The 17,417-nt window shown below is 56.8% G+C and carries 16 protein-coding genes; 6 read left to right on the top strand and 10 right to left on the bottom strand.

The genetic code is table 11. The features are described 5' to 3' along the window. Positions 1-33 precede the first annotated feature (33 nt). The 3 genes from ATY78_RS12060 to ATY78_RS12070 all read right to left on the bottom strand — a co-directional run bounded on the left by ATY78_RS12060 (position 34) and on the right by ATY78_RS12070 (position 4,575). The gene (locus tag ATY78_RS12060; RefSeq protein ID WP_088682550.1) at positions 34-1,284 is read right to left on the bottom strand and encodes an ABC transporter substrate-binding protein; all 1,251 of its coding nucleotides are present in this window, start codon (positions 1,282-1,284) and stop codon (positions 34-36) included. Positions 1,285-1,354: 70 nt separating this feature from the next. Beyond that, positions 1,355-2,671: a histidinol dehydrogenase gene (gene hisD / locus ATY78_RS12065; protein ID WP_088682551.1), complete on the bottom strand. Its 1,317-nt coding sequence runs from the start codon at positions 2,669-2,671 to the stop codon at positions 1,355-1,357. A 101-nt stretch (positions 2,672-2,772) separates the two neighbouring features. Further along, positions 2,773-4,575 carry a thiamine pyrophosphate-binding protein gene (locus ATY78_RS12070; RefSeq protein WP_088682552.1) on the bottom strand — a complete coding sequence of 601 codons (1,803 nt, stop codon included), beginning with the start codon at positions 4,573-4,575 and terminating at the stop codon, positions 2,773-2,775. Between the two features lie 551 nt (positions 4,576-5,126). On the opposite strand from ATY78_RS12070, the gene ATY78_RS12075 reads away from it, so the two are divergent. From ATY78_RS12075 to ATY78_RS12095, 5 genes are all read left to right on the top strand, one after another. Beyond that, positions 5,127-6,590, top strand: coding sequence for a glucoamylase family protein (locus tag ATY78_RS12075; RefSeq protein WP_348626691.1), 1,464 nt, complete (start codon positions 5,127-5,129; stop codon positions 6,588-6,590). After that, entirely contained in the window at positions 6,587-7,573 is a 987-nt protein-coding gene (locus tag ATY78_RS12080; protein WP_088682553.1) for an aminotransferase class IV, read from the top strand. Before ATY78_RS12075 ends, ATY78_RS12080 begins: the two co-directional genes overlap by 4 nt. A gap of 146 nt (positions 7,574-7,719) precedes the next feature. After that, positions 7,720-8,925: an MFS transporter gene (locus tag ATY78_RS12085; protein ID WP_141105638.1), complete on the top strand. Its 1,206-nt coding sequence runs from the start codon at positions 7,720-7,722 to the stop codon at positions 8,923-8,925. 43 nt (positions 8,926-8,968) lie between these two features. Continuing rightward, positions 8,969-9,751 (top strand): sugar phosphate isomerase/epimerase, encoded by a 783-nt coding sequence (locus ATY78_RS12090; protein WP_245313564.1) that lies wholly within the window; start codon positions 8,969-8,971, stop codon positions 9,749-9,751. Positions 9,752-9,791: 40 nt separating this feature from the next. Then, positions 9,792-10,178, top strand: coding sequence for a VOC family protein (locus ATY78_RS12095; RefSeq protein WP_088682556.1), 387 nt, complete (start codon positions 9,792-9,794; stop codon positions 10,176-10,178). Positions 10,179-10,440: 262 nt separating this feature from the next. Here the strand turns inward: ATY78_RS12095 and ATY78_RS12100 are convergent, their stop codons facing one another. The 5 genes from ATY78_RS12100 to ATY78_RS12120 form a co-directional block, all read right to left on the bottom strand. Further along, the gene (locus ATY78_RS12100; RefSeq protein ID WP_190237446.1) at positions 10,441-11,490 is read right to left on the bottom strand and encodes a glycoside hydrolase family 3 N-terminal domain-containing protein; all 1,050 of its coding nucleotides are present in this window, start codon (positions 11,488-11,490) and stop codon (positions 10,441-10,443) included. Positions 11,491-11,593: 103 nt separating this feature from the next. Further along, positions 11,594-12,379: a histidinol-phosphatase gene (hisN, locus tag ATY78_RS12105; protein ID WP_088682558.1), complete on the bottom strand. Its 786-nt coding sequence runs from the start codon at positions 12,377-12,379 to the stop codon at positions 11,594-11,596. A gap of 274 nt (positions 12,380-12,653) precedes the next feature. Then, complete coding sequence (locus ATY78_RS12110; RefSeq protein WP_088682559.1) at positions 12,654-13,244, bottom strand: DUF1349 domain-containing protein; 591 nt, start codon at positions 13,242-13,244, stop codon at positions 12,654-12,656. A 259-nt stretch (positions 13,245-13,503) separates the two neighbouring features. Then, complete coding sequence (locus tag ATY78_RS12115; protein ID WP_210191800.1) at positions 13,504-14,325, bottom strand: alpha/beta hydrolase; 822 nt, start codon at positions 14,323-14,325, stop codon at positions 13,504-13,506. Between the two features lie 49 nt (positions 14,326-14,374). Beyond that, entirely contained in the window at positions 14,375-14,665 is a 291-nt protein-coding gene (locus ATY78_RS12120; protein ID WP_088682560.1) for a DUF1330 domain-containing protein, read from the bottom strand. A 104-nt stretch (positions 14,666-14,769) separates the two neighbouring features. Between ATY78_RS12120 and ATY78_RS12125 the strand changes: the two genes are divergently transcribed. After that, positions 14,770-15,393, top strand: coding sequence for a TetR/AcrR family transcriptional regulator (locus ATY78_RS12125; RefSeq protein WP_190237447.1), 624 nt, complete (start codon positions 14,770-14,772; stop codon positions 15,391-15,393). 80 nt (positions 15,394-15,473) lie between these two features. On the opposite strand, the gene ATY78_RS12130 is transcribed toward ATY78_RS12125, so the two are convergent. Together ATY78_RS12130 and ATY78_RS12135 are read right to left on the bottom strand one after the other, a co-directional pair. Beyond that, complete coding sequence (locus ATY78_RS12130; RefSeq protein WP_088682562.1) at positions 15,474-16,367, bottom strand: amidohydrolase; 894 nt, start codon at positions 16,365-16,367, stop codon at positions 15,474-15,476. A 70-nt stretch (positions 16,368-16,437) separates the two neighbouring features. After that, positions 16,438-17,415: a substrate-binding domain-containing protein gene (locus ATY78_RS12135; protein ID WP_088682563.1), complete on the bottom strand. Its 978-nt coding sequence runs from the start codon at positions 17,413-17,415 to the stop codon at positions 16,438-16,440. Positions 17,416-17,417: the final 2 nt, after the last annotated feature.

The raw sequence follows: 17,417 nt of genomic DNA on the forward strand, positions 1-17,417 counted from the left end.
CGCCGGCGCGATAGCCGGCGCTCTGACGATCGGTCAGCGAGCGTTGTCGATCCCGTCTACAAGGGCCTTGACCGCATCCTTCGCAGACATGTCTGTAACGAAGAACTTGCCGACGACATCACTAAACACGCCGGAAAACTGTGGCTGAGTGGCGAAACCTTCTGTCAGGCCGCCAAGCATCGCATTGCTGGCGATAGCCGCTTCTCGATCGGCGAAGCTGCGCTGAGCGCACGCGTCAAAATCGGTAACAGAAATATCGGAACGCGCCGGGATGGAACCCTTGATCTTGTTGAAGTCCTTCTGGACTTCAGGGTCCATGATCGATTCTGCCCACGCGTCCTGACCGGCGGTAATCGCTTCGTTGTCGATCTTGAACATGCCGAACGCATCAATGACGAACTTGTAGTTTGGCGTGGCCGACGGAGTCGGGAAGCACAGGAAGTCCGTACCGGGCTTCATGCCTTTGGCCAGAAACTCGCCCTTGGCCCAGTCACCCATGACCTGCATGGCAGCCTTTCCACTTGCAACCATGCCGGTCGCAACAGCCCAGTCGCGGCCGGTGAAGCCGTCGTCGACCAGTCCGCGCACTTTGCGAAGCTTCTCGAAAGCGTCGACCATCTTGTCGCTGCCGAGGGCCTCTTCATCGAGGTCCATTATCGCCTTCTTGTAGAACTCAGGACCGTTTACGTCGACAACGATCGCTTCGAACACCTCGAGAATCTGCCATGGTTCATCGCCCATTGCGAGTGGAACCACCCCTGCAGCCTTGAGCTTGTCGCCATAGGCGATCAACTCATCCCAGCTCTTCGGTTCCGAAAGTCCAACTTTGTCGAATACGGCTTTGTTGGCCCAGACCCAGTTCTGCCGGTGCATATTGATGGGCACCGAGATGAAGTCATCGTCGCTCTTGACGAAAGCAAGCAATTGCGGAGCGAGTGTCTTCTCCCAGCCATTTTTCTCGTACTCGTCATTGAGGGAGCGGAGGACTCCTTCTTTTGCCCAGTCCAGGCCTTCAAAGCCGAGAAATTGCATTGTCGCGGGGGGATTGCCCGCCGCAAGGCGTGTCCGCAGAGCCTGCAGTGCATTGCCGCCAGACAGGCCTCCGACTGCGCTGTCCTGCCAGATATAGCCTTTGGTTGCGAGCTTGTTGGTGATTACCTTGAGCGCGTTCACTTCGCTCTCGGACACCCAATGATGGATGCCCTCGATCTTCGTCTTTTCCTGGGCCGCAGCCGCGACCGGAAGAAATGCTATCGATGCTGCAAGCAGAGTTTTGAGTTTCATGGTAGTTCCCCTTTTTGGTTAGAGATTGTGGCTGGCGGCCCGAGCGCTCAAAGCTGATGCCGCCAGGGAATTATGCTCTGACGGGCGACGCCCCCTCGGCATAAGGAATATTCCGTCCGCCATAGCGACGGACGCGAATGTTTGCTTGTTCCGCATGGCCAGCGAAGCCCTCCATGATGCAAAGCCGTGAGGTGTAGCCGCCGATCAATGCTGATGCTTCGTCGGTCTCGATGCGCTGGTAGGTGCAGGTCTTCAGGAACTTTCCGACCCACAGGCCGCCGGTGTATCGAGCGGCTCGATTTGTTGGCAGCGTGTGGTTGGTGCCGATCACCTTGTCGCCGAAAGCGACGTTCGTGCGAGCGCCTAAGAACAGTGCTCCATAGTTCGTCATGTTGTTCAGGAAATAGTCGGGATCTCGGGTCATGACCTGGACGTGCTCCGAGGCGACGCGGTCAGCTTCCGCAACCATTTCCTCGAGGGAGTCGCACAAGATGATCTCTCCGTAGTCGGCCCATGCCTGACTTGCGATGGCGGAAGTGGGGAGGATCTTGAGAAGGCGTTCGATCTCGTGGAGCGTATCTCGCGCGAGCTTTTCGGAATTCGTTATCAGGACCGCCGGCGAGTTTGCGCCGTGTTCCGCTTGGCCGAGTAGGTCGGTTGCGACAATCTCGCCGTCGACGCTGTCATCAGCGATGACGAGAGTCTCCGTCGGGCCAGCGAAAAGATCGATGCCCACCTTTCCGAAAAGCAGACGCTTTGCCTCGGCCACGTAGGCGTTGCCCGGGCCGGCGAGCATATCGACGGGCTGGATGGTCTCAGTCCCGTATGCCATCGCTGCAATCGCCTGAACACCGCCCAGAGAATAGATTTCGTCTGCTCCGGCAAGCGCCTGCGCAGCAACAATCTTGTTTGATATTTGCCCCTTGAACGGCGGTGCGCAGGTTATTACGCGTTCGCATCCTGCCACGCGCGCAGTCAGAACCGTCATGTGGGCAGACGCGAGGAGAGGATATTTTCCACCCGGGACGTAGCAGCCTACATTCTGAACCGGGACATTCCGGTGGCCGAGGACAACACCCGGGATCGTTTCGATCTCAAGATCCTTGAGGGAATCTTTTTGAGCCTGAGCAAAACGGCGGATTTGATCCTGGGCAAAGTCCAGATCCTCACGCTCCTGTTTCGTCAACGAATTGACTGCGGTTGAGATTTCCTCTTTCGACAGGCGATAGGACTCCCGATCAAACTTGTCGAACTGTACCGACAGCTCCCGAACAGCCTTGTCGCCGCCCGACTCCACCTTCGCGAGAAGTGTTTCGACTGCCTTGGTTACCGCGGCGTCACTGCCGCCTCCATTGCTTGCCTTGGCTGTTTTGATGTGTCTGATCATGACATAGCTCTTCGTTCGCGGAAGCAGCACGCTCCGCAGTCGCGATGATTAAAACCTGGGTTTTGGGAGCGCCTGCCCGGCGCCCCGAGGATCAGTGCAGCTTAGAGATGCTGCTCGCGGGCACGCATTTCCGCGTAAGCCGCCTGTTCCTTTTCGTAGTAAGCTGGCGACGGGAAGTCCCACCAACCCGTCGCGAACGGGCCGGCCGCGTCACGCGAAACAATCACTTCGACAAGCGCTGGCCCACCGCATTCGAGAGCGGCTTTGATGCTGGACTCAAGGTCCTCGTTCTTCTCGACACGCCAGGCTTCAAGCCCAAACGCGCGAGCCGACGCGGCAATGTCAGCGGAGTATGGCTCGCCGTTGCCGGCATGATGATTGAATTCCGAGGCAACATGACGGCCCATGAACTTGCGCTGTCCGCCACGGATCGACATGTAGCCCTGATTGTTGAGAACAAGGAACACGACGTTGATACCGTTCATCACGGCAGTACCCATTTCCGGCAACGACATCATGAAATCACCGTCGCCGACGATCGCCACGACCTGCCTGTCAGGGCACGCGAGCTTGGCGCCAAGAGCAGCCGGCACTGCCCAACCCATTGGCGAGTAAGAACCGGACGTCAGATGGGTGCGTGGCTGATAGACAGGGAAGCTTTGCTTGACTGAACCCTGAGTATTGCCGGAGCCGACGACGACGATACCGTCACGATCGAGGACCTTGCGAAGCGCCATCAGCGGACGCTGCGAGGTAAATGGTGTTTCAACGCTGTTTTCACGAGGGCCTACCTGAGCGCGCCAATCGGCTTTCGCTTTCTGAACGTCAGCAAGGAAGTTTTCGCGCCGTGACAGCAATTTTTGCGAGTCACTGTCAGAGATAAGCGACAGGATAGCTTCGAGCGTGACCTTAGCGTCGGCCACGATACCGACTTCCGTTTCGTAGTTTTTGCCGATCTCGCGCGGATCCAGATCAATATGGATCAGCTTCGCAGACGGAATGGAGAAAGACACCCCCTTGGCATAGGAAGATGCAGACCAATCGGTGAAGCGGCAGCCGACCGAGACAACGACGTCTGCTGAAGCAGTGATCTTGTTGCCGCACGTTGTTCCCGTCTGTCCGACAGCACCGATGAAGAGTTCGTGATCCTCTGAAATCGCGCCCTTGCCGTTCCAGGTGATCGAGACAGCCGCACCGAGCTTTTCAGCCAGGCGAGTAAGCTCTGCAGATGCATTCGCTGTGATCGCGCCGCCACCGGCTACGATAACTGGGCGCTCAGCTGTCATAAGGACCTTGACAGCAGCTTCGATTGCTTTTGGGTCCGGATAGGCAATACCGATGGGAAGGCGCTTTTCGAGCGGGTGGATGGCGACATCCGCAGCCTCAACCTGGACATCCATCGGAACTTCAACGTGGACTGGTCCAGGGCGCCCCGTCATCATCGCGTTGAAGGCACGGTGCATGATGCTTGGGAGGACCTGCACCGAATTGGCTTGCCATGCACGTTTCGTGACTTGCTCGGTCACGCGCGGAAATGCGTTGTCTTGATGGCGCTCCAGTTCCTGCATCGTCCCGTGGCCGTGCATGTAAGTCTGGGGGGAGCCGGAAACGTAGAAGAGCGAAGTGGAGTCGCAAAGAGCGGTGGCGAGACCGATGATGGTATTTGCGGCGCCTGGTCCGACGGAGGTCGAGCAAGCCATCGGTTTTCCCGAAGCGCGATAGTATCCATCGGCCATATGGACAGCACTCTGCTCGTGCATGACCTGGATGAATGGGATTTCAGACCCCTCTTCCAAAAAGGCATCGAAGAGCGACCAGATCCCGTGACCGGGTACACCAGCCACATATTCTACACCGTATTCCTTCAAGGCCTTCGCGACGACTTGGCCACCAGTGAGCTTCATTGTTCAACCCTCGTTCCTTGCTTAAGACAGGTTGAAGGCTGCCGGCATTGCTGGCACTGTCCTCCAACAGTTAGGTCAGTGTGCGCCTTTGCTCGACGATTCCGCAACTTCGCAGGCACCGAAACGCTGATGCACAGTGAAGCGCCAAGCGCGATAAGCTGCTTCTGCCGGTCGCTTATGCTGTGAAAACGCTTGTCTTTTCGATTGAACAAGCCTGCGGGATCTGGGCGGAGGAGCCTGCGGGAAAAGCCGGTGGCCGACTTGCATATCTGGCGACAGGCGGACGTTTGAAAGCCGGCCCGCGGGGTTTCGGCACACTATGGCGCTTTGACGGCGTCAGTTTGCGCATGGGTGCGGCGGCTTACCGTTGGTCGCCGATCACTGATGATCGGAGGCGGAGTTCCCATCCTGCCAAGGACAGTTGGGTTGCTGTCTTGGTGCCGCCGACAATCGAAATATAGGAGTCGCAACTTGACGCGAATTCTGCGGCATATCGATGCTCAAAAGTTCGCGTTGCGAAGTGCAAAAACATGGTTGCGGATGCGATTCTCATGACCGCTAAGCGTGTCGCCGATGACGCGTCCTCGAAACACATTTTTCCTGCGAACCCGCACGCAGCTGAGACTGGCTGCAGAGTACGCAATAAAAAGACGCGAACTGAAATGGCGGATGTAATTTCTTTATTGGGAACATACGATGCCGTGAGCCAACCCCGGTCCATGAGTCATCCGCCTCGGCCCCAGCACCTATCGCTTCCTAGTCTCCTTGACACTATTCAACGCCAGCATGCCGCATATTTCTGGGATGGTGCCGACACGGCCACCGGTCTCCCCTATGACAGGCGGGGAACCAAAGGTGAGAAAATATCGGATCTGGTTTCCCTCGGTGGGGTTGGCTTCGGGCTGATGTCGATAATAGTGATGGCTGATCGTGGCTGGGTGGCGAGGCACCACGCCGCTTCACGCGTATTTGCAATACTCGACGCCCTGGCCGGGATGCCGAGATATCGCGGAGCGTTTCCCCACTTCGTAAAAGCCAGCGATCTCACGGTCGTCCCGTTGGTGCCACTGGACGATGGGGCCGACCTCATTGAAACAGCGCTACTCGCCCAGGGGCTTTTATGCGCTCGAGAATATTTCGACGAGAAATCGCCGGCCGAAGACGAGATCCGAGAGCAAATACATCGAATTTTAACGGCGATTGAATGGAGCGGCTTCGTCCGTCCGGGAGCCCGACCATCGCTGTTCTGGCATTGGAGCCCGCAGTATGAGTGGTCCCTCAACGTGCCGATCACAGGATGGAACGAAGGCCTTATTGCCTATGTCCTTGCTGCAGGCTCGCAGGATCATTCTATTGACCCAGAGGTCTTCCATCTCGGATGGAAAAACGAGGGAGCCTATCGCAACGGCGAAAGCTATTATGGCCATACCCTCCCCGCCGGCTCGCCCTACGGCGGCCCGCTTTTCCTTTCTCAGTACTCGTTCTGCGGCTTGGATCCTCGCGGCTTGTTCGATGAACATATCGACTATTGGGATCAGGCCGTCGCTCATTCGGGAATTAACTATGAGCATTGCAGACGAAACCCAAAGGGGCACATTGGGTACGGAGTCTATGGGTGGGGTCTAACCGCATCAGACGGACCCAGGGGTTACCTCGTGAGCTGCCCGATGAATGACGTCGGCGTTCTTGCGCCGACCGCCGCCTTATCGAGCTTTCCATTTCTGCCCGCTCAGGCTGAAGCCGCGGCACGTGCATTTCTTTCTTACGGAAACGGACGTTTGTGGGGAGCGTTCGGTTTTGCTGACGCCTTTGCCCCAGCTGAAAATTGGGTTTCGGATTGCCATCTTGCGATCAACCAGGGACCGATGGTGGCGATGATCGAGAACTATCGCACGGGTTTGCTATGGCGCTTATTCATGAAAGCCCCGGAAGTAATGGTTGGACTGGCGCGCCTGGGAATTGACAGACGGCAACGAAGCCAGGATCCGGAGTCTCTGGGAGAAACACGACCGTGAGCAACAAGCTTGTTTGGCCTGCGCATACGACAAATTTGCCGGATTTCCGCACAGATCCCGCCTACGCGAACGGCTCAGCCTATGTCGATGGGAAAATCGTACCGATTGAGGAAGCGAAGGTGCCCCTCTTGGATTGGGGCTTCCTGCGCTCTGACGCATGTCAGGAGACGATTTCGGTGTGGGACGGCAGTTTCTTCCGATTAAGTGACCACCTTGACCGGTTTCAAAGGTCTATCCAGCGTCTCCGGATGGATACGGCTCCTGTCGAAAGGGCCGATATCCTCAGAGTGGTCCACGAGCTCGTTGCCGTATGCGGGTTCCGTGATGCTTACGTCCAAATCATCATGACGCGGGGACGTCCCCCCATCGGTAGCCGAGACCTGCGCCTCTGCTTAAACCGCTTTCAGGCGTTCTGCATGCCGTATATGTGGGTCGCCAGTCCAGAAAAACAGGAAACGGGCATGGCGCTTCATATAAGCCGACGCGTCAGAGTTCCGCCGCAGTCCGTCGATCCATTGGTGAAGCATTACCATTGGCTCGACTTTGAAATGAGCTTGTTTGAGGCTTATGAGAACGGCGCCGACACAGTGGTTCTGAGTGATCTCGACGGCAACATTACCGAAGGACCCGGATTCAATATCTTTGCGGTAATTGAGGGGGCACTGCGCACCCCCTCCTCCGGCATGCTGGACGGAATGACAAGAAGGAGCGTCATGGAGCTCTGCAGCGAGCTGAATGTCGGGGTCGTCGAGGAGCGCATTTCCTTCGAGCGGCTTCTGAAGGCCACAGAGATCTTCCTTACGACGACGGCAGGTGGAATCATTCCAGTGTCTTCGGTGAACGGAACCACGGTCGGCTCCGGCGCTGTCGGCGAGCAAACCCGCCGCATCCACCACTCGTACTGGCATAAGCGTAGCAGCGGCTGGTATGGCGAGCCTGTCGCCTATATCCCAAAAGCGTCCTCTGTGCACAGGTCACATTGAATATGTCACGTTTCGACGGAGCTCGCAGTCGTTGAAACTGCCAAGTGGTTAGGCGTCGGTTGTTGCGTCAGCGCTTGGACATTTGAATTCTCTCAGTTCGTTTTGTCCCGCCTTGACTGCGTCTTGGCTCATCGGAAATACAGCAATTGGAAGCTCTCGAAAAACAATCCACACTGAGACAGGTCGCGTCGTCGCCACTTTATTTGGGCGCAGCAATCGCGATGTTCCTATCGGGCCTCGGGACATCCGCTGCAGCTCCGCAGATCGTATTGTTCCTTGTGAAGGAACTCGATACGCCGATGGCGGCTGCCGGCCTGTTTTACCTGACAAACCTGGCGGCGCCGTTAGCCGGTTATGCAATCGGCAGCTTTTCTGATCGCACTGGCGACCGCCTTGGCCTTTTTCGCTTATGTGCTCTCATGGGCTTCATCGGTTGGGCGGGGATTGCGCTGTCGACCAGCAGCTGGCTGCCCTTTATCGTCAATACATTTGTCTTGGCATTTTCCGGAGCGGCCGCCTCGCAACTTTTCGCCGCTATCCACGATGACATTCAGTGCAGAACAACGCTGGCGAGTGACGACATCGTTTCAACGGTCCGAATGGCGCTGACAGCCGGGTGGGTCATCGGGCCCGTCGTGGGGACGTGGATAACGGCGCAGTTTGGAATTCGTGAGATGCTTTGGTTTACCTCCCTCTGCTTCCTCGTTCAAATAGCACCTCTAGGCACGCTGGCCACACCTCGGCCCTCCGAAAGGACAGGAGTGGCGGAAAAGCAGCGTAGCCAGCCAAGTCTGGGGAAGATGCTGCCCCTCCTTGCTTTTACTGGTCTGTTCGTCCTGGTCTATGCGGGAGAGTCGATCAAATATGGCTTCCTTCTGTTGTACATGGACGAAAGCCTTGGTCTTGACGCTGCGACACGCGGAGCCGTAATCGGAATTCAGCCTCTCGTCGAGCTGCTAATTATGCCGTTTAGTGTTCTCCTCGCGCGAAGAACAGGTATGCTTTGGCTGATGTCTATTGCCGCAGCACTTGGTGTTTTTGCAAACATCTGCTTTGCGACCTGGAACGGCGTCATGGGCATGTTCGCGGGTCAGATCCTCATGGGCGGCGTATGGGGCGTATTCGCGGCCCTGGGAATTATCGCCGCCCAACGACTGCTCCCGACAGCGGTCGCAACTGCCTCAGCCATATTCATGAGCTCTACGGCGCTTAGCAGCGCACTTGGCGGAGCAGCGGGCGGGTTGGGTATCGCCTTGCTCGGTCTTCCCTATGTATTTTTCCTGCCGGCAGTCTTTTCGACAGTGGCTGTTGTCGGATTGGCGTTCATGGCTAGGTCAATGAAGCTCCTTTGACGCGCTCGAGCGTCGTAGAAAAGTGCAGCAGTGGGATGCGCCCGTGGAAAATGTCGAGGAGACGATGAAGAACGTTATAGCGCTACAGCTGTATTCGCTTAGATCACTGGGGTCTCTTCAAGACCAGGTGCTTGGGGCCGCGAGCGCCGGCTTTAAGGCGGTCGAGCTTTTGGAAGAGCATTTGGACGAGCCTACCATTCTGAAGGCTTTACTCGAGGATCATCAGGTAGCTGCGCCGTCCGCGCATGTAAGCCATTCGGCACTACGAAATCACCTCACGCGACTTATCGATGTATGTGAATTTTGCGAAATCAAGCAGCTCTTTGTTCCCGGCGTTGCATTTCATGCGCCGAAGGGCAGCGTCAGTGACTGGCGCTTTATCGGATGGGAGTTGGCCCGATTGGCCGAGAGGTTGCACGGTGCCGGGATAACACTCGGCTACCACAATATGCGCCAGGACTTTTTGCCCCTCGTAGATGGGCGCTTTGGCTTCGAAGTCTTGGTCGACACTGCCCGAGGAAGCCCACTGAAGTGGCAGGCAGACATTGCGTGGATGAACCGCGCTGGAATGAACGCGGCGGACTGGTTGAAGAGATATCGGGGCATTCTCGTATCTGCCCACATCAAGGACGAGGCACCCGTCGGGACCCATGAGGATGAAGACGGTTGGTCCGATGTTGGTGACGGTACCATTCTTTGGCCGTCGCTCTGGAAAGCCGCCACCGAGTGTGGTGCGTGGTTGCTTGTGGTTGAGCACGACAACCCGAGACAGCCACTGGAATTTGCCAAACGAAGCTTGAGTTACCTTAGTCGATTCAACGCTTAAGAGGCTGTACGCCCATTCTGAGGACGGAGGACTTTCTACAATGGATCTGAAATATCGGATTGATCATTTTTCGCTCCTGGTCGAAGACCTTGCGCGCAGCATCAAATTCTATAACGACGTCTTCGGCTTCGAGATCATTGAGGAAACCAACAACGAGAAGATCCGCTGGCTCAAGATTGGCGGCACTGACACGATTCACCTGAGCGAAGGCGACACAAGCACCACTTCTCTTCGAAAGGATACGCACTTTGCCCTGCGTGTGAGGGATTTCGAAGCATTTCTCGCCGACATGGAAAACCGGAGTATCGCCTATTACGATTGGCCCGGAAACATCAACAGGGTAGGCGAACGGTTCGACGGGTATCGACAGGTCTACATCCAGGATCCCGATGGGTATTGGATCGAAGTCAACAATCACGGCTCCTGATCCCGCCGATTGCGCGCCTGCAGTCCGGCGACGCGGTGGCCGTCTTGGATGGCTTGTCAAAGCCTGTCTTTGCAATGCCAGCAGTTCACCCATGCCACGACCAGCATGCGTGAGACGATCCAGTGGCAAAGGAAGCCCGAACCCTGCTCTAGGCCTGACAACTGCGTCACGCGGATGGCCGTTGCTCGCCATCGGCACGTCCGCCGCTGAAACATGGCCGACGCCGCCAGGCATCATCGAACAGCATTGAACGCTACGTTCCTTATTCATCCGCCGTATGGTGTGGGCAGGCAGCCAGAGCAGATTCCGGGCTGTGGGACGCGGCATGCCGTACGCGGTTAGCAGCCTCGGTCAACCGCTCTGCGGGCAGTCGCCCCTGGCGGACGGCGTCGACTACACCGTCGCAGAGCTCAGGCAGATGTGGACCACCGGCAACCAGCAGCAGATCGACACCAGCGTTGAGCGCTGCAACGGCAGTATCGATGAGCGATTGCGCGCGCATCGTGGCAGGCGCGTCGAGATCATCGCTGACGATCAGGCCACCGAACCCGAATTCACCGCGCAAGAGCTCGATGACCTTGGCTGATGTACAGGCCGCGTTCTTCGGGTCTATGGCGGCAACGGGGGCTGGTCCAGCCATTACGGCTATCGTCCCGGCGCCCACAGCTTCGCGGAATGGTGACGCATTTTCCAGGATTTCGTCGAGGCTGCGTACCATCGAAACATCGACGAGAGCGGGATCGCTCGCCAGATCAATGAACCCGGGAAAGTGTTTTGTAACCGCGGTGATCCCCGCTCGCTGAATGCCTCTGATAAATGCAGAGACGATACGTCCAACCTCTCGCCTATCTGGTCCAAGGGTTCGACCTTCAAGCCACGGATTTTTTCCGACCACAACGTCCGCGATAGGCGCGAGAAACATTGTTATTCCCAACTCCTTGGCCGCTCGCGCTGTTTCGAAGCAACTGCCTTCGATTTCATCTGCCGGCAATTGCATTGCCTCGCGTAGCGTGGGCAAAGGTGGAGTGAGCCCCTCAAGACGCCTGATACCACCGAGCTCTTGATCAACGGCAACAATCAGCCCCGCTTGACCGCGACGCAAACCATCGATGGCATCAATGACTGCCTGTTTACTCTCCGTGGCGAGGCGCTCTACGGACATTCGCCTTGCCACGTATTCGGAGCGGGTTTCTCCAATCAGGACCGAGCAGCCGCCGGCTTCAATGAAAGGAGCCATTACGTCATGGAAATCCAATGTATCGAATGCTGGTAGGAACACAGCCCTCGCATCGCGCTGAATTGTCTCACTCACTCGCCGTCTCCTCATTTGCTTCGATCAAGGCTATCCGGACATCGCCGTGGCGCTTCGACCAACCTCGTTGCTTGATGCGTTGCGCTGCAGAAGCGGTTATGACTCACCGCCCATGCATCAAAACACTGATCGCAGTTGCATGGAGATCCTTGTTCGCGGAGGCGATGATGCGGCCGCCGTTTTCGGGGCGCGAGCCGTCAAATGTCGTTACCACGCCTCCCGCCGCCTCTATCAGTGGGATCAACGGAACGATATCATAGGGCTGCAGGCTGTATTCGACGCAGATGTCGATGTGGCCCGCTGCCAACATGGCGAAAGCGTAACACTCGCCGCCGTACCGAGTCATTTTGACAGTGTCATCCAGAATATCAAATCGAACGTCAGGGTTCCTGCGAACTCCTTCAGGCGAGTTGGTATGCAACACGGCATCCGATAGCTGCGCGCACGCACTTGTTCTCAGGCGGGCTGTGGCGTTGTCGGTCTTGAGCCAGCTCTCTCCGTTATGAGCCCAAAACCTCTCTCTGGTGATCGGCTGACTCATCATGCCGGCAGTCGCTCGTCCTTGCTCGCAAAAGCCGATCAAAGTCCCCCACACCGGAATTCCAAGCAGGTAAGGACGTGTGCCGTCGATCGGATCGAGGACCCACTGGCAGGCCCCTGTTCCAGTGATCCCGTATTCCTCACCTACAATGCTGTGATCAGGGAATTCGGCGGAGATTAACGCTCGCATTGCCAACTCGGCCTCTCGATCCGCTTCCGTCACAGGATCGAAACGGTATCCCTCTTTCGGTTTGGTCGAGGTCTCAGGCTTTCGCCGGAATCGGGCGATTGTCTCGCGATCGGCGGCGTCGGCCAGTCTGTGCAAAAAGTCCGCGGTGGGAAGTTTCATTGCTTATCCCTGTCTCGTAAAGCGCGCGTCGTAACGACAGTCGCCGCCTGGATTGGTCTGTGATTGTGACGGAGTACGATCGGGGATCGCTCGCATTTTTCGGCCGAGTTTCAGAGACACAGGCTCCTCTCTGACGCTGTCGAACCTCGCACAGCGGCGCCAATTCGTGGATCGGCCGGCGGGGTGATCTTGAGCTTTCTGGGCGCGGAGCACACGGCCCTATACCTAAAGCTCAGCCGGACCTTGTACTTCTACAAGCGCGCTACCCCCGAATTTACGTGCCGTTCCGCAGGTCGGCGAGCTTTTCAAAATTTATGTCGATCTGTTCGAAATGCGCCTTGGAGCCTTCCCCCGTCGGCGATTGAACGCCAAAGCCTACTTTGATCGGGCGGTTGCGAATACCGGGAATGGCGAACCAGCGTAGAAACTGCCAGAATTTGCCGTCCTCGGAAAAATGAAACGCGATCGCATCCCCATCGCAGTAGACACGAAGCCAAACAGCTTCTCCAAGGTAATTCGGACCGTCACAATCGTCTGAGGTCGTCCTCGTAACGACGCTTACGATTGTTGGCTTCTTGGCCGCCGAGTATTCGAACGCCAACTTTGCCCAGTTGTCTTCATCGACCTGCACAAAAAGCGCGCCGGCGTCGTAGGGGGCCGCGAACTCGACGGAGACCCGGGCAGTGACTGCAAATGTCTCTTCAACGACTTCCGTAGCCAGGGAAAGTACGTCGTTTCGGCGAAAGCTATCTGCAGGATGATGAAACCAATCGGTGCTTCCATTCGCAGTCAGCGTCAAGCTCCTATCGCCGATCACCGCCGTTCCGTGGTTCTCGCCCTTAATCTGCAATCTATTTACGTTCATGTATTCACTTCCGCTCATTATGAAAATGGGCTTGCTGTGGCACCAACAAGACAAGATAAAATCATATGGGCTTCCTCGGCGCCAATTTCGCAATGCCGTTAAACCTGACGCGATGTGACGTTCGCCCAGAGCCTGCTGCGAATGAAAAAAGCGCGTCTGCCAACCGGAACTCCTCAAAATCGTGGACCAATGCACATCGAGCTTGTCGCTGGCGGCGGCTTTGGTCTTTAGCCGGACTCGCGCCGCTCTGCTGGATAACTCAAAGCTGTTGAGCGGCCCGTGCAATGAGATCGGCGACGGCCTCAGGATGCGATATCATAGACATGTGACCTGAGTTGATCGCTGTTGTGGTGGCGCCAATATGCTGCGCGAGCCATTGCTGAACATGGGTGGGAAGCGCGTTGTCACGTTCCGTCACCAGGTACCAGCTTGGTTTGGTGCTCCACGCGGCAGTCGTGATAGGTTCTGAAAAGACTTTAGCGGAAATTGGTTGCTGGGTTGCAGCCAGAACAGCAATGCGGGAAGCTGGGACATCATCAGCCATCACATGCGTGTAAGTCTTCGGATCATCCAGCCAGACAAAGCCTTCGTGATCCGGTGCCAGTGCTCCCATCGACACATTCTGTTTCTGTAACATCTCCGAGACGGATTCCCCAGCATCCGGAACGAGAGCGGACAGATAGACCAGACCCTTGACGTTCTCAGCATTGCCTGCCTCCGTCACCACAGCGCCCGCCCAGGAATGTCCAACCAACAGAACGCTGCCTTCTTGACGCAGCAGCACGCGCCGGGTCGCGGCGACATCATCGGCCAGCGAAGTCAGCGAATTTTGCACAGCGGTGACGTTGTAGCCCCTGCACTGGAGGAGCGGAATGATGTCTTGCCAAGTTGACCCGTCAGAGAAGGCGCCATGGACTAAGACGATATTTCGCACCGCCTTGGGCTGCGTGGCAGCACGGACAGGCGCTGCCGCGACAGCAGACGCTAGGGCCCTGGTTTTCCCGAATGTCGGTAACGGCATCTCGCCCAAACGAACGACGGCGGGTATTGAATGCGCTGATGACGTTCCAGCATCGGCCATCAAACTGCCTTTCGGATCGCCAAATGATCAAGGACTCCAAGCATGCGGATCATCCGGCAACCTCGTACAGGCGAAAGCTCATGTCGGCTGCCTCTTCCCGTAGCGGCGCAATCGCCTGATACTCAGGTGACATGAACCAATCTTTTGCCGCTTGGAGGTCCGGAAAACGGATGATGCCGAGGCCATGTCCTGTCGTCGAACCGGAAAGTGCTTCGACGAATTTACCCCGGTGAACGAATTCACCGCCAAATGCCGCAATCGTAGACGCCGCCGCAGCTGAATACTCTCCCAATTTCTCGGCCGCTCTGGGGCGGACCTCAGCGATGACAAGCGCTGGCATTCGGATCTCCTGTAGACAGATTGGAATTTTAAACACATATGAACATAACTAAGGACAATAATTTTGTCCACATGTGACCAAAATAAAAAATGAGGATTTTTCGGATGGCACGACCGATGAAGTTTGACTGTGATCAGGCAATCGAAATCGCGACTGAGGCGATCCGCTCGGAAGGCTACCAGCAAGCTTCCGTGAAGGCGTTGTCGGAGCGTTTGGGAATATCCCGATCCAGTTTTTACAATACGTTTGGGTCACGCGAGGAACTGTTCGCCGAAGTCATCCGTCGCTATGCCCCATCAGCTCCGGATGCGCCGCTTTATGGTCGGGCCGAGGAGGAGGTTCTTGCTCTGATCGAGGGTGTCGTTCGAAATATCTGCCGGGTCCGGAGCAGCGATCAGGAAGGTCACGGCTGCATTATTGTCAATTCGATCTCCGAGCTTTGCCCATCGCCGTCCGGTCCGGGCCAAATGCTGGCAGGTCTGGCCACGGGCTCGGTGGATCGGATTCAGGAGTTGCTTGCAACTGCTCAGGCCCAAAACGAGATTCCCGCGGAGGCCAACCTCCGGGGCTTGGCGCTTGCACTTCAAAACATGATGATCGGATTGAACGTGATGTCGAAGGTGATACGCTCGGAAGAAGAGTTGTGGTTGATAGCTGAGGTTACGTTGAAAGGGCTGGGACTATATCCGAGGCGTGCAAGCGCCCATTCGTCCGATCAAGAGCAGTAAGTAGTGAAGTGCAGGGTATTGATGTCCTGCAGTGACGCTGGGATGCGATAACCTACGCATTTCGGCGGCTGCCGAGACTTCTATATCCGATAGAATCTTGCGGCGTTGTCGTGGAACAGCGCAATTCGTTCGTCGTGTGAATAGCTAGCGGTGATGGACTTGAAACTGTCCATAATCTTGTCATAGCTGCCGAACAGCTTGTCTACTGGGAAATTCGAAGCGAACATGCATCTGTCGACGCCGAATGCCGCGATTGCCTCCTCCACGTAAGGCCTGATGCTATCCACCGTCCACGTCCAATCTCCCATGCCGAGACCGGAGATTTTGCATGCGACATTGGGTGCCCGGGCTAGCATGCGCATTCCCTTTCGCCATCCTTCGAAATGGCTAGGGCCATCGACCTGCATGCCGGTGTGATTGAGAATGATCTGCACGTCGGGAAAATCGCGGGCGAGTTCGAGGAATTCTTCCATCTGCCAGTAATAGAGCTGAAGGTCGAAGCTGAGGCCCCGCCGTGCCAGCTCCTTGAAGCCTTTGCGCCAGTCCGGCGTCCGACTGACTTCCGGTTCGGTCAGATAGGTTTTCGCGACATCGTCATGAAAGTTCATCGACTGTCGGATGCCGCGGAAGTTCGCATAGGACATGTGCTCGTCCAGGAGATCGCCGACGTCGCGCTTGCGCAAGTCGGCGTATCCGACAATCCCATGAGGGAAGCCGTGCTTGTCGGCCATACTTTGCAGCCAACGCGTCTCGCCGGCAGGGTCCTTCGGATCGTATCCGACGTCGAGATGCACTGCCTTCACCAGGTTCTGATTCCTGGCGTCCGCCAGAAAATCGTCGATGAGGTAAGTTTTGTTGATCGCGGTGTAGTCGCCGAAAGCAGACGGTCTCACGCCGTCCGACAGCCATGGATAGTAGTTGTTGTCGAGATCCCACAAATGGAAATGGGGATCGATGATTGGTAGGTCGTCCATGATTGCTGCCCTTGTATATGATCACGCTTGGGAGGGACGCCGGAGATGATCGCCGGCGCCCGATTCCAAGTTAGTAAGCCGGCGGAAACACACGCGCTATGACGGCCTTTGCTTCCGGGGTATCAACCTTGTCCGCGGTTACGAGCGGCATGACGAGAGCGAGATCCTTTTTGACCGGCGCACCGGAGAGCGCGTTGAACACCTGCTGCGTGCCGTCTATTCCCTGCCCGACAGCTTCCTGGAAGAAGATGCCCTGGATTGCGTTCGACTTTAAAAGCGCGATCGTCGTCGGGCTGCCATCAGCAACCGCAATGCCGACCTTGCCGGTGAGACCGCGGGTCTGCAGCACTTTGGCGGCGCCGGTCCCGGCCTCGTCATACATGCCGTAAATGGCCTTGAGATCAGGATGGGCCGTCAACATGTCATTGGCCTGCGTGACCGCTTCGTTGACGGTAAGCCCCCTTGTCTCCAGCATCTGCGCCAATTCGCAACCGCTTGCCTTGAACGCCTCTTCCGCTCCCTTCAGGTATTTTTGCGCATTTTCGCGGTCTTGCGGCAGCGACAACATCCCGACCTGATTACCACCGCGGTCCTTGGCGAGCTTGCAGACGAACTCCCCCTGTGCCTTGCCGGTCTCGTAGTTGTTAGCCGTTACCGATGACGTGTAGTCGGTCTGGCCGGGCTGCGGACCGATGCCCGCGAAGGCGATCGGGATGTTCTGCGATTTCAAATATGCGAGAAGCGGTGGCGTGCTCGTGGAGCTCACCGGGCCGATCACGATGGCGTCGACGCCCTTGGTCACGGCGGTGCGGGCATTGTCCATTTGTTTTGCCGGCGAGTTTTCAGACGTGTATTCGACATAGTCCATGCCGAGTTCATTCGCCTTTTCCTTTACGCCGTAGCCGACCCACTGCCAGTACGAGATGTCGAGCGATGGGGCTAGATAGGCAACCGTTTTCTTGTCTTCCGCCTGCGCTGCCGCAGAAATCGCTAAGGTTGCGATTGCGACACCCGCAGCGAGCCTGAGCCCCTGTTTAAGTTTTTTCATTT

The organism is Rhizobium sp. R635, from assembly GCF_002211285.1.
Classification (GTDB): Bacteria; Pseudomonadota; Alphaproteobacteria; order Rhizobiales; family Rhizobiaceae; genus Rhizobium.

Excerpts from the sequence above, each read along its gene's own strand:
- ATY78_RS12060 (WP_088682550.1), bottom strand. The coding sequence starts at position 1,284 with ATGAAACTCAAAACTCTGCTTGCAGCATCGATAGCATTTCTTCCGGTC.
- hisD (WP_088682551.1), bottom strand. The coding sequence starts at position 2,671 with ATGATCAGACACATCAAAACAGCCAAGGCAAGCAATGGAGGCGGCAGT.
- ATY78_RS12070 (WP_088682552.1), bottom strand. The coding sequence starts at position 4,575 with ATGAAGCTCACTGGTGGCCAAGTCGTCGCGAAGGCCTTGAAGGAATAC.
- ATY78_RS12075 (WP_348626691.1), top strand. The coding sequence starts at position 5,127 with ATGACCGCTAAGCGTGTCGCCGATGACGCGTCCTCGAAACACATTTTT.
- ATY78_RS12095 (WP_088682556.1), top strand. The coding sequence starts at position 9,792 with ATGGATCTGAAATATCGGATTGATCATTTTTCGCTCCTGGTCGAAGAC.
- hisN (WP_088682558.1), bottom strand. The coding sequence starts at position 12,379 with ATGAAACTTCCCACCGCGGACTTTTTGCACAGACTGGCCGACGCCGCC.
- ATY78_RS12110 (WP_088682559.1), bottom strand. The coding sequence starts at position 13,244 with ATGAACGTAAATAGATTGCAGATTAAGGGCGAGAACCACGGAACGGCG.
- ATY78_RS12115 (WP_210191800.1), bottom strand. The coding sequence starts at position 14,325 with ATGGCCGATGCTGGAACGTCATCAGCGCATTCAATACCCGCCGTCGTT.
- ATY78_RS12120 (WP_088682560.1), bottom strand. The coding sequence starts at position 14,665 with ATGCCAGCGCTTGTCATCGCTGAGGTCCGCCCCAGAGCGGCCGAGAAA.
- ATY78_RS12125 (WP_190237447.1), top strand. The coding sequence starts at position 14,770 with ATGGCACGACCGATGAAGTTTGACTGTGATCAGGCAATCGAAATCGCG.
- ATY78_RS12130 (WP_088682562.1), bottom strand. The coding sequence starts at position 16,367 with ATGGACGACCTACCAATCATCGATCCCCATTTCCATTTGTGGGATCTC.
- ATY78_RS12135 (WP_088682563.1), bottom strand. The coding sequence starts at position 17,415 with ATGAAAAAACTTAAACAGGGGCTCAGGCTCGCTGCGGGTGTCGCAATC.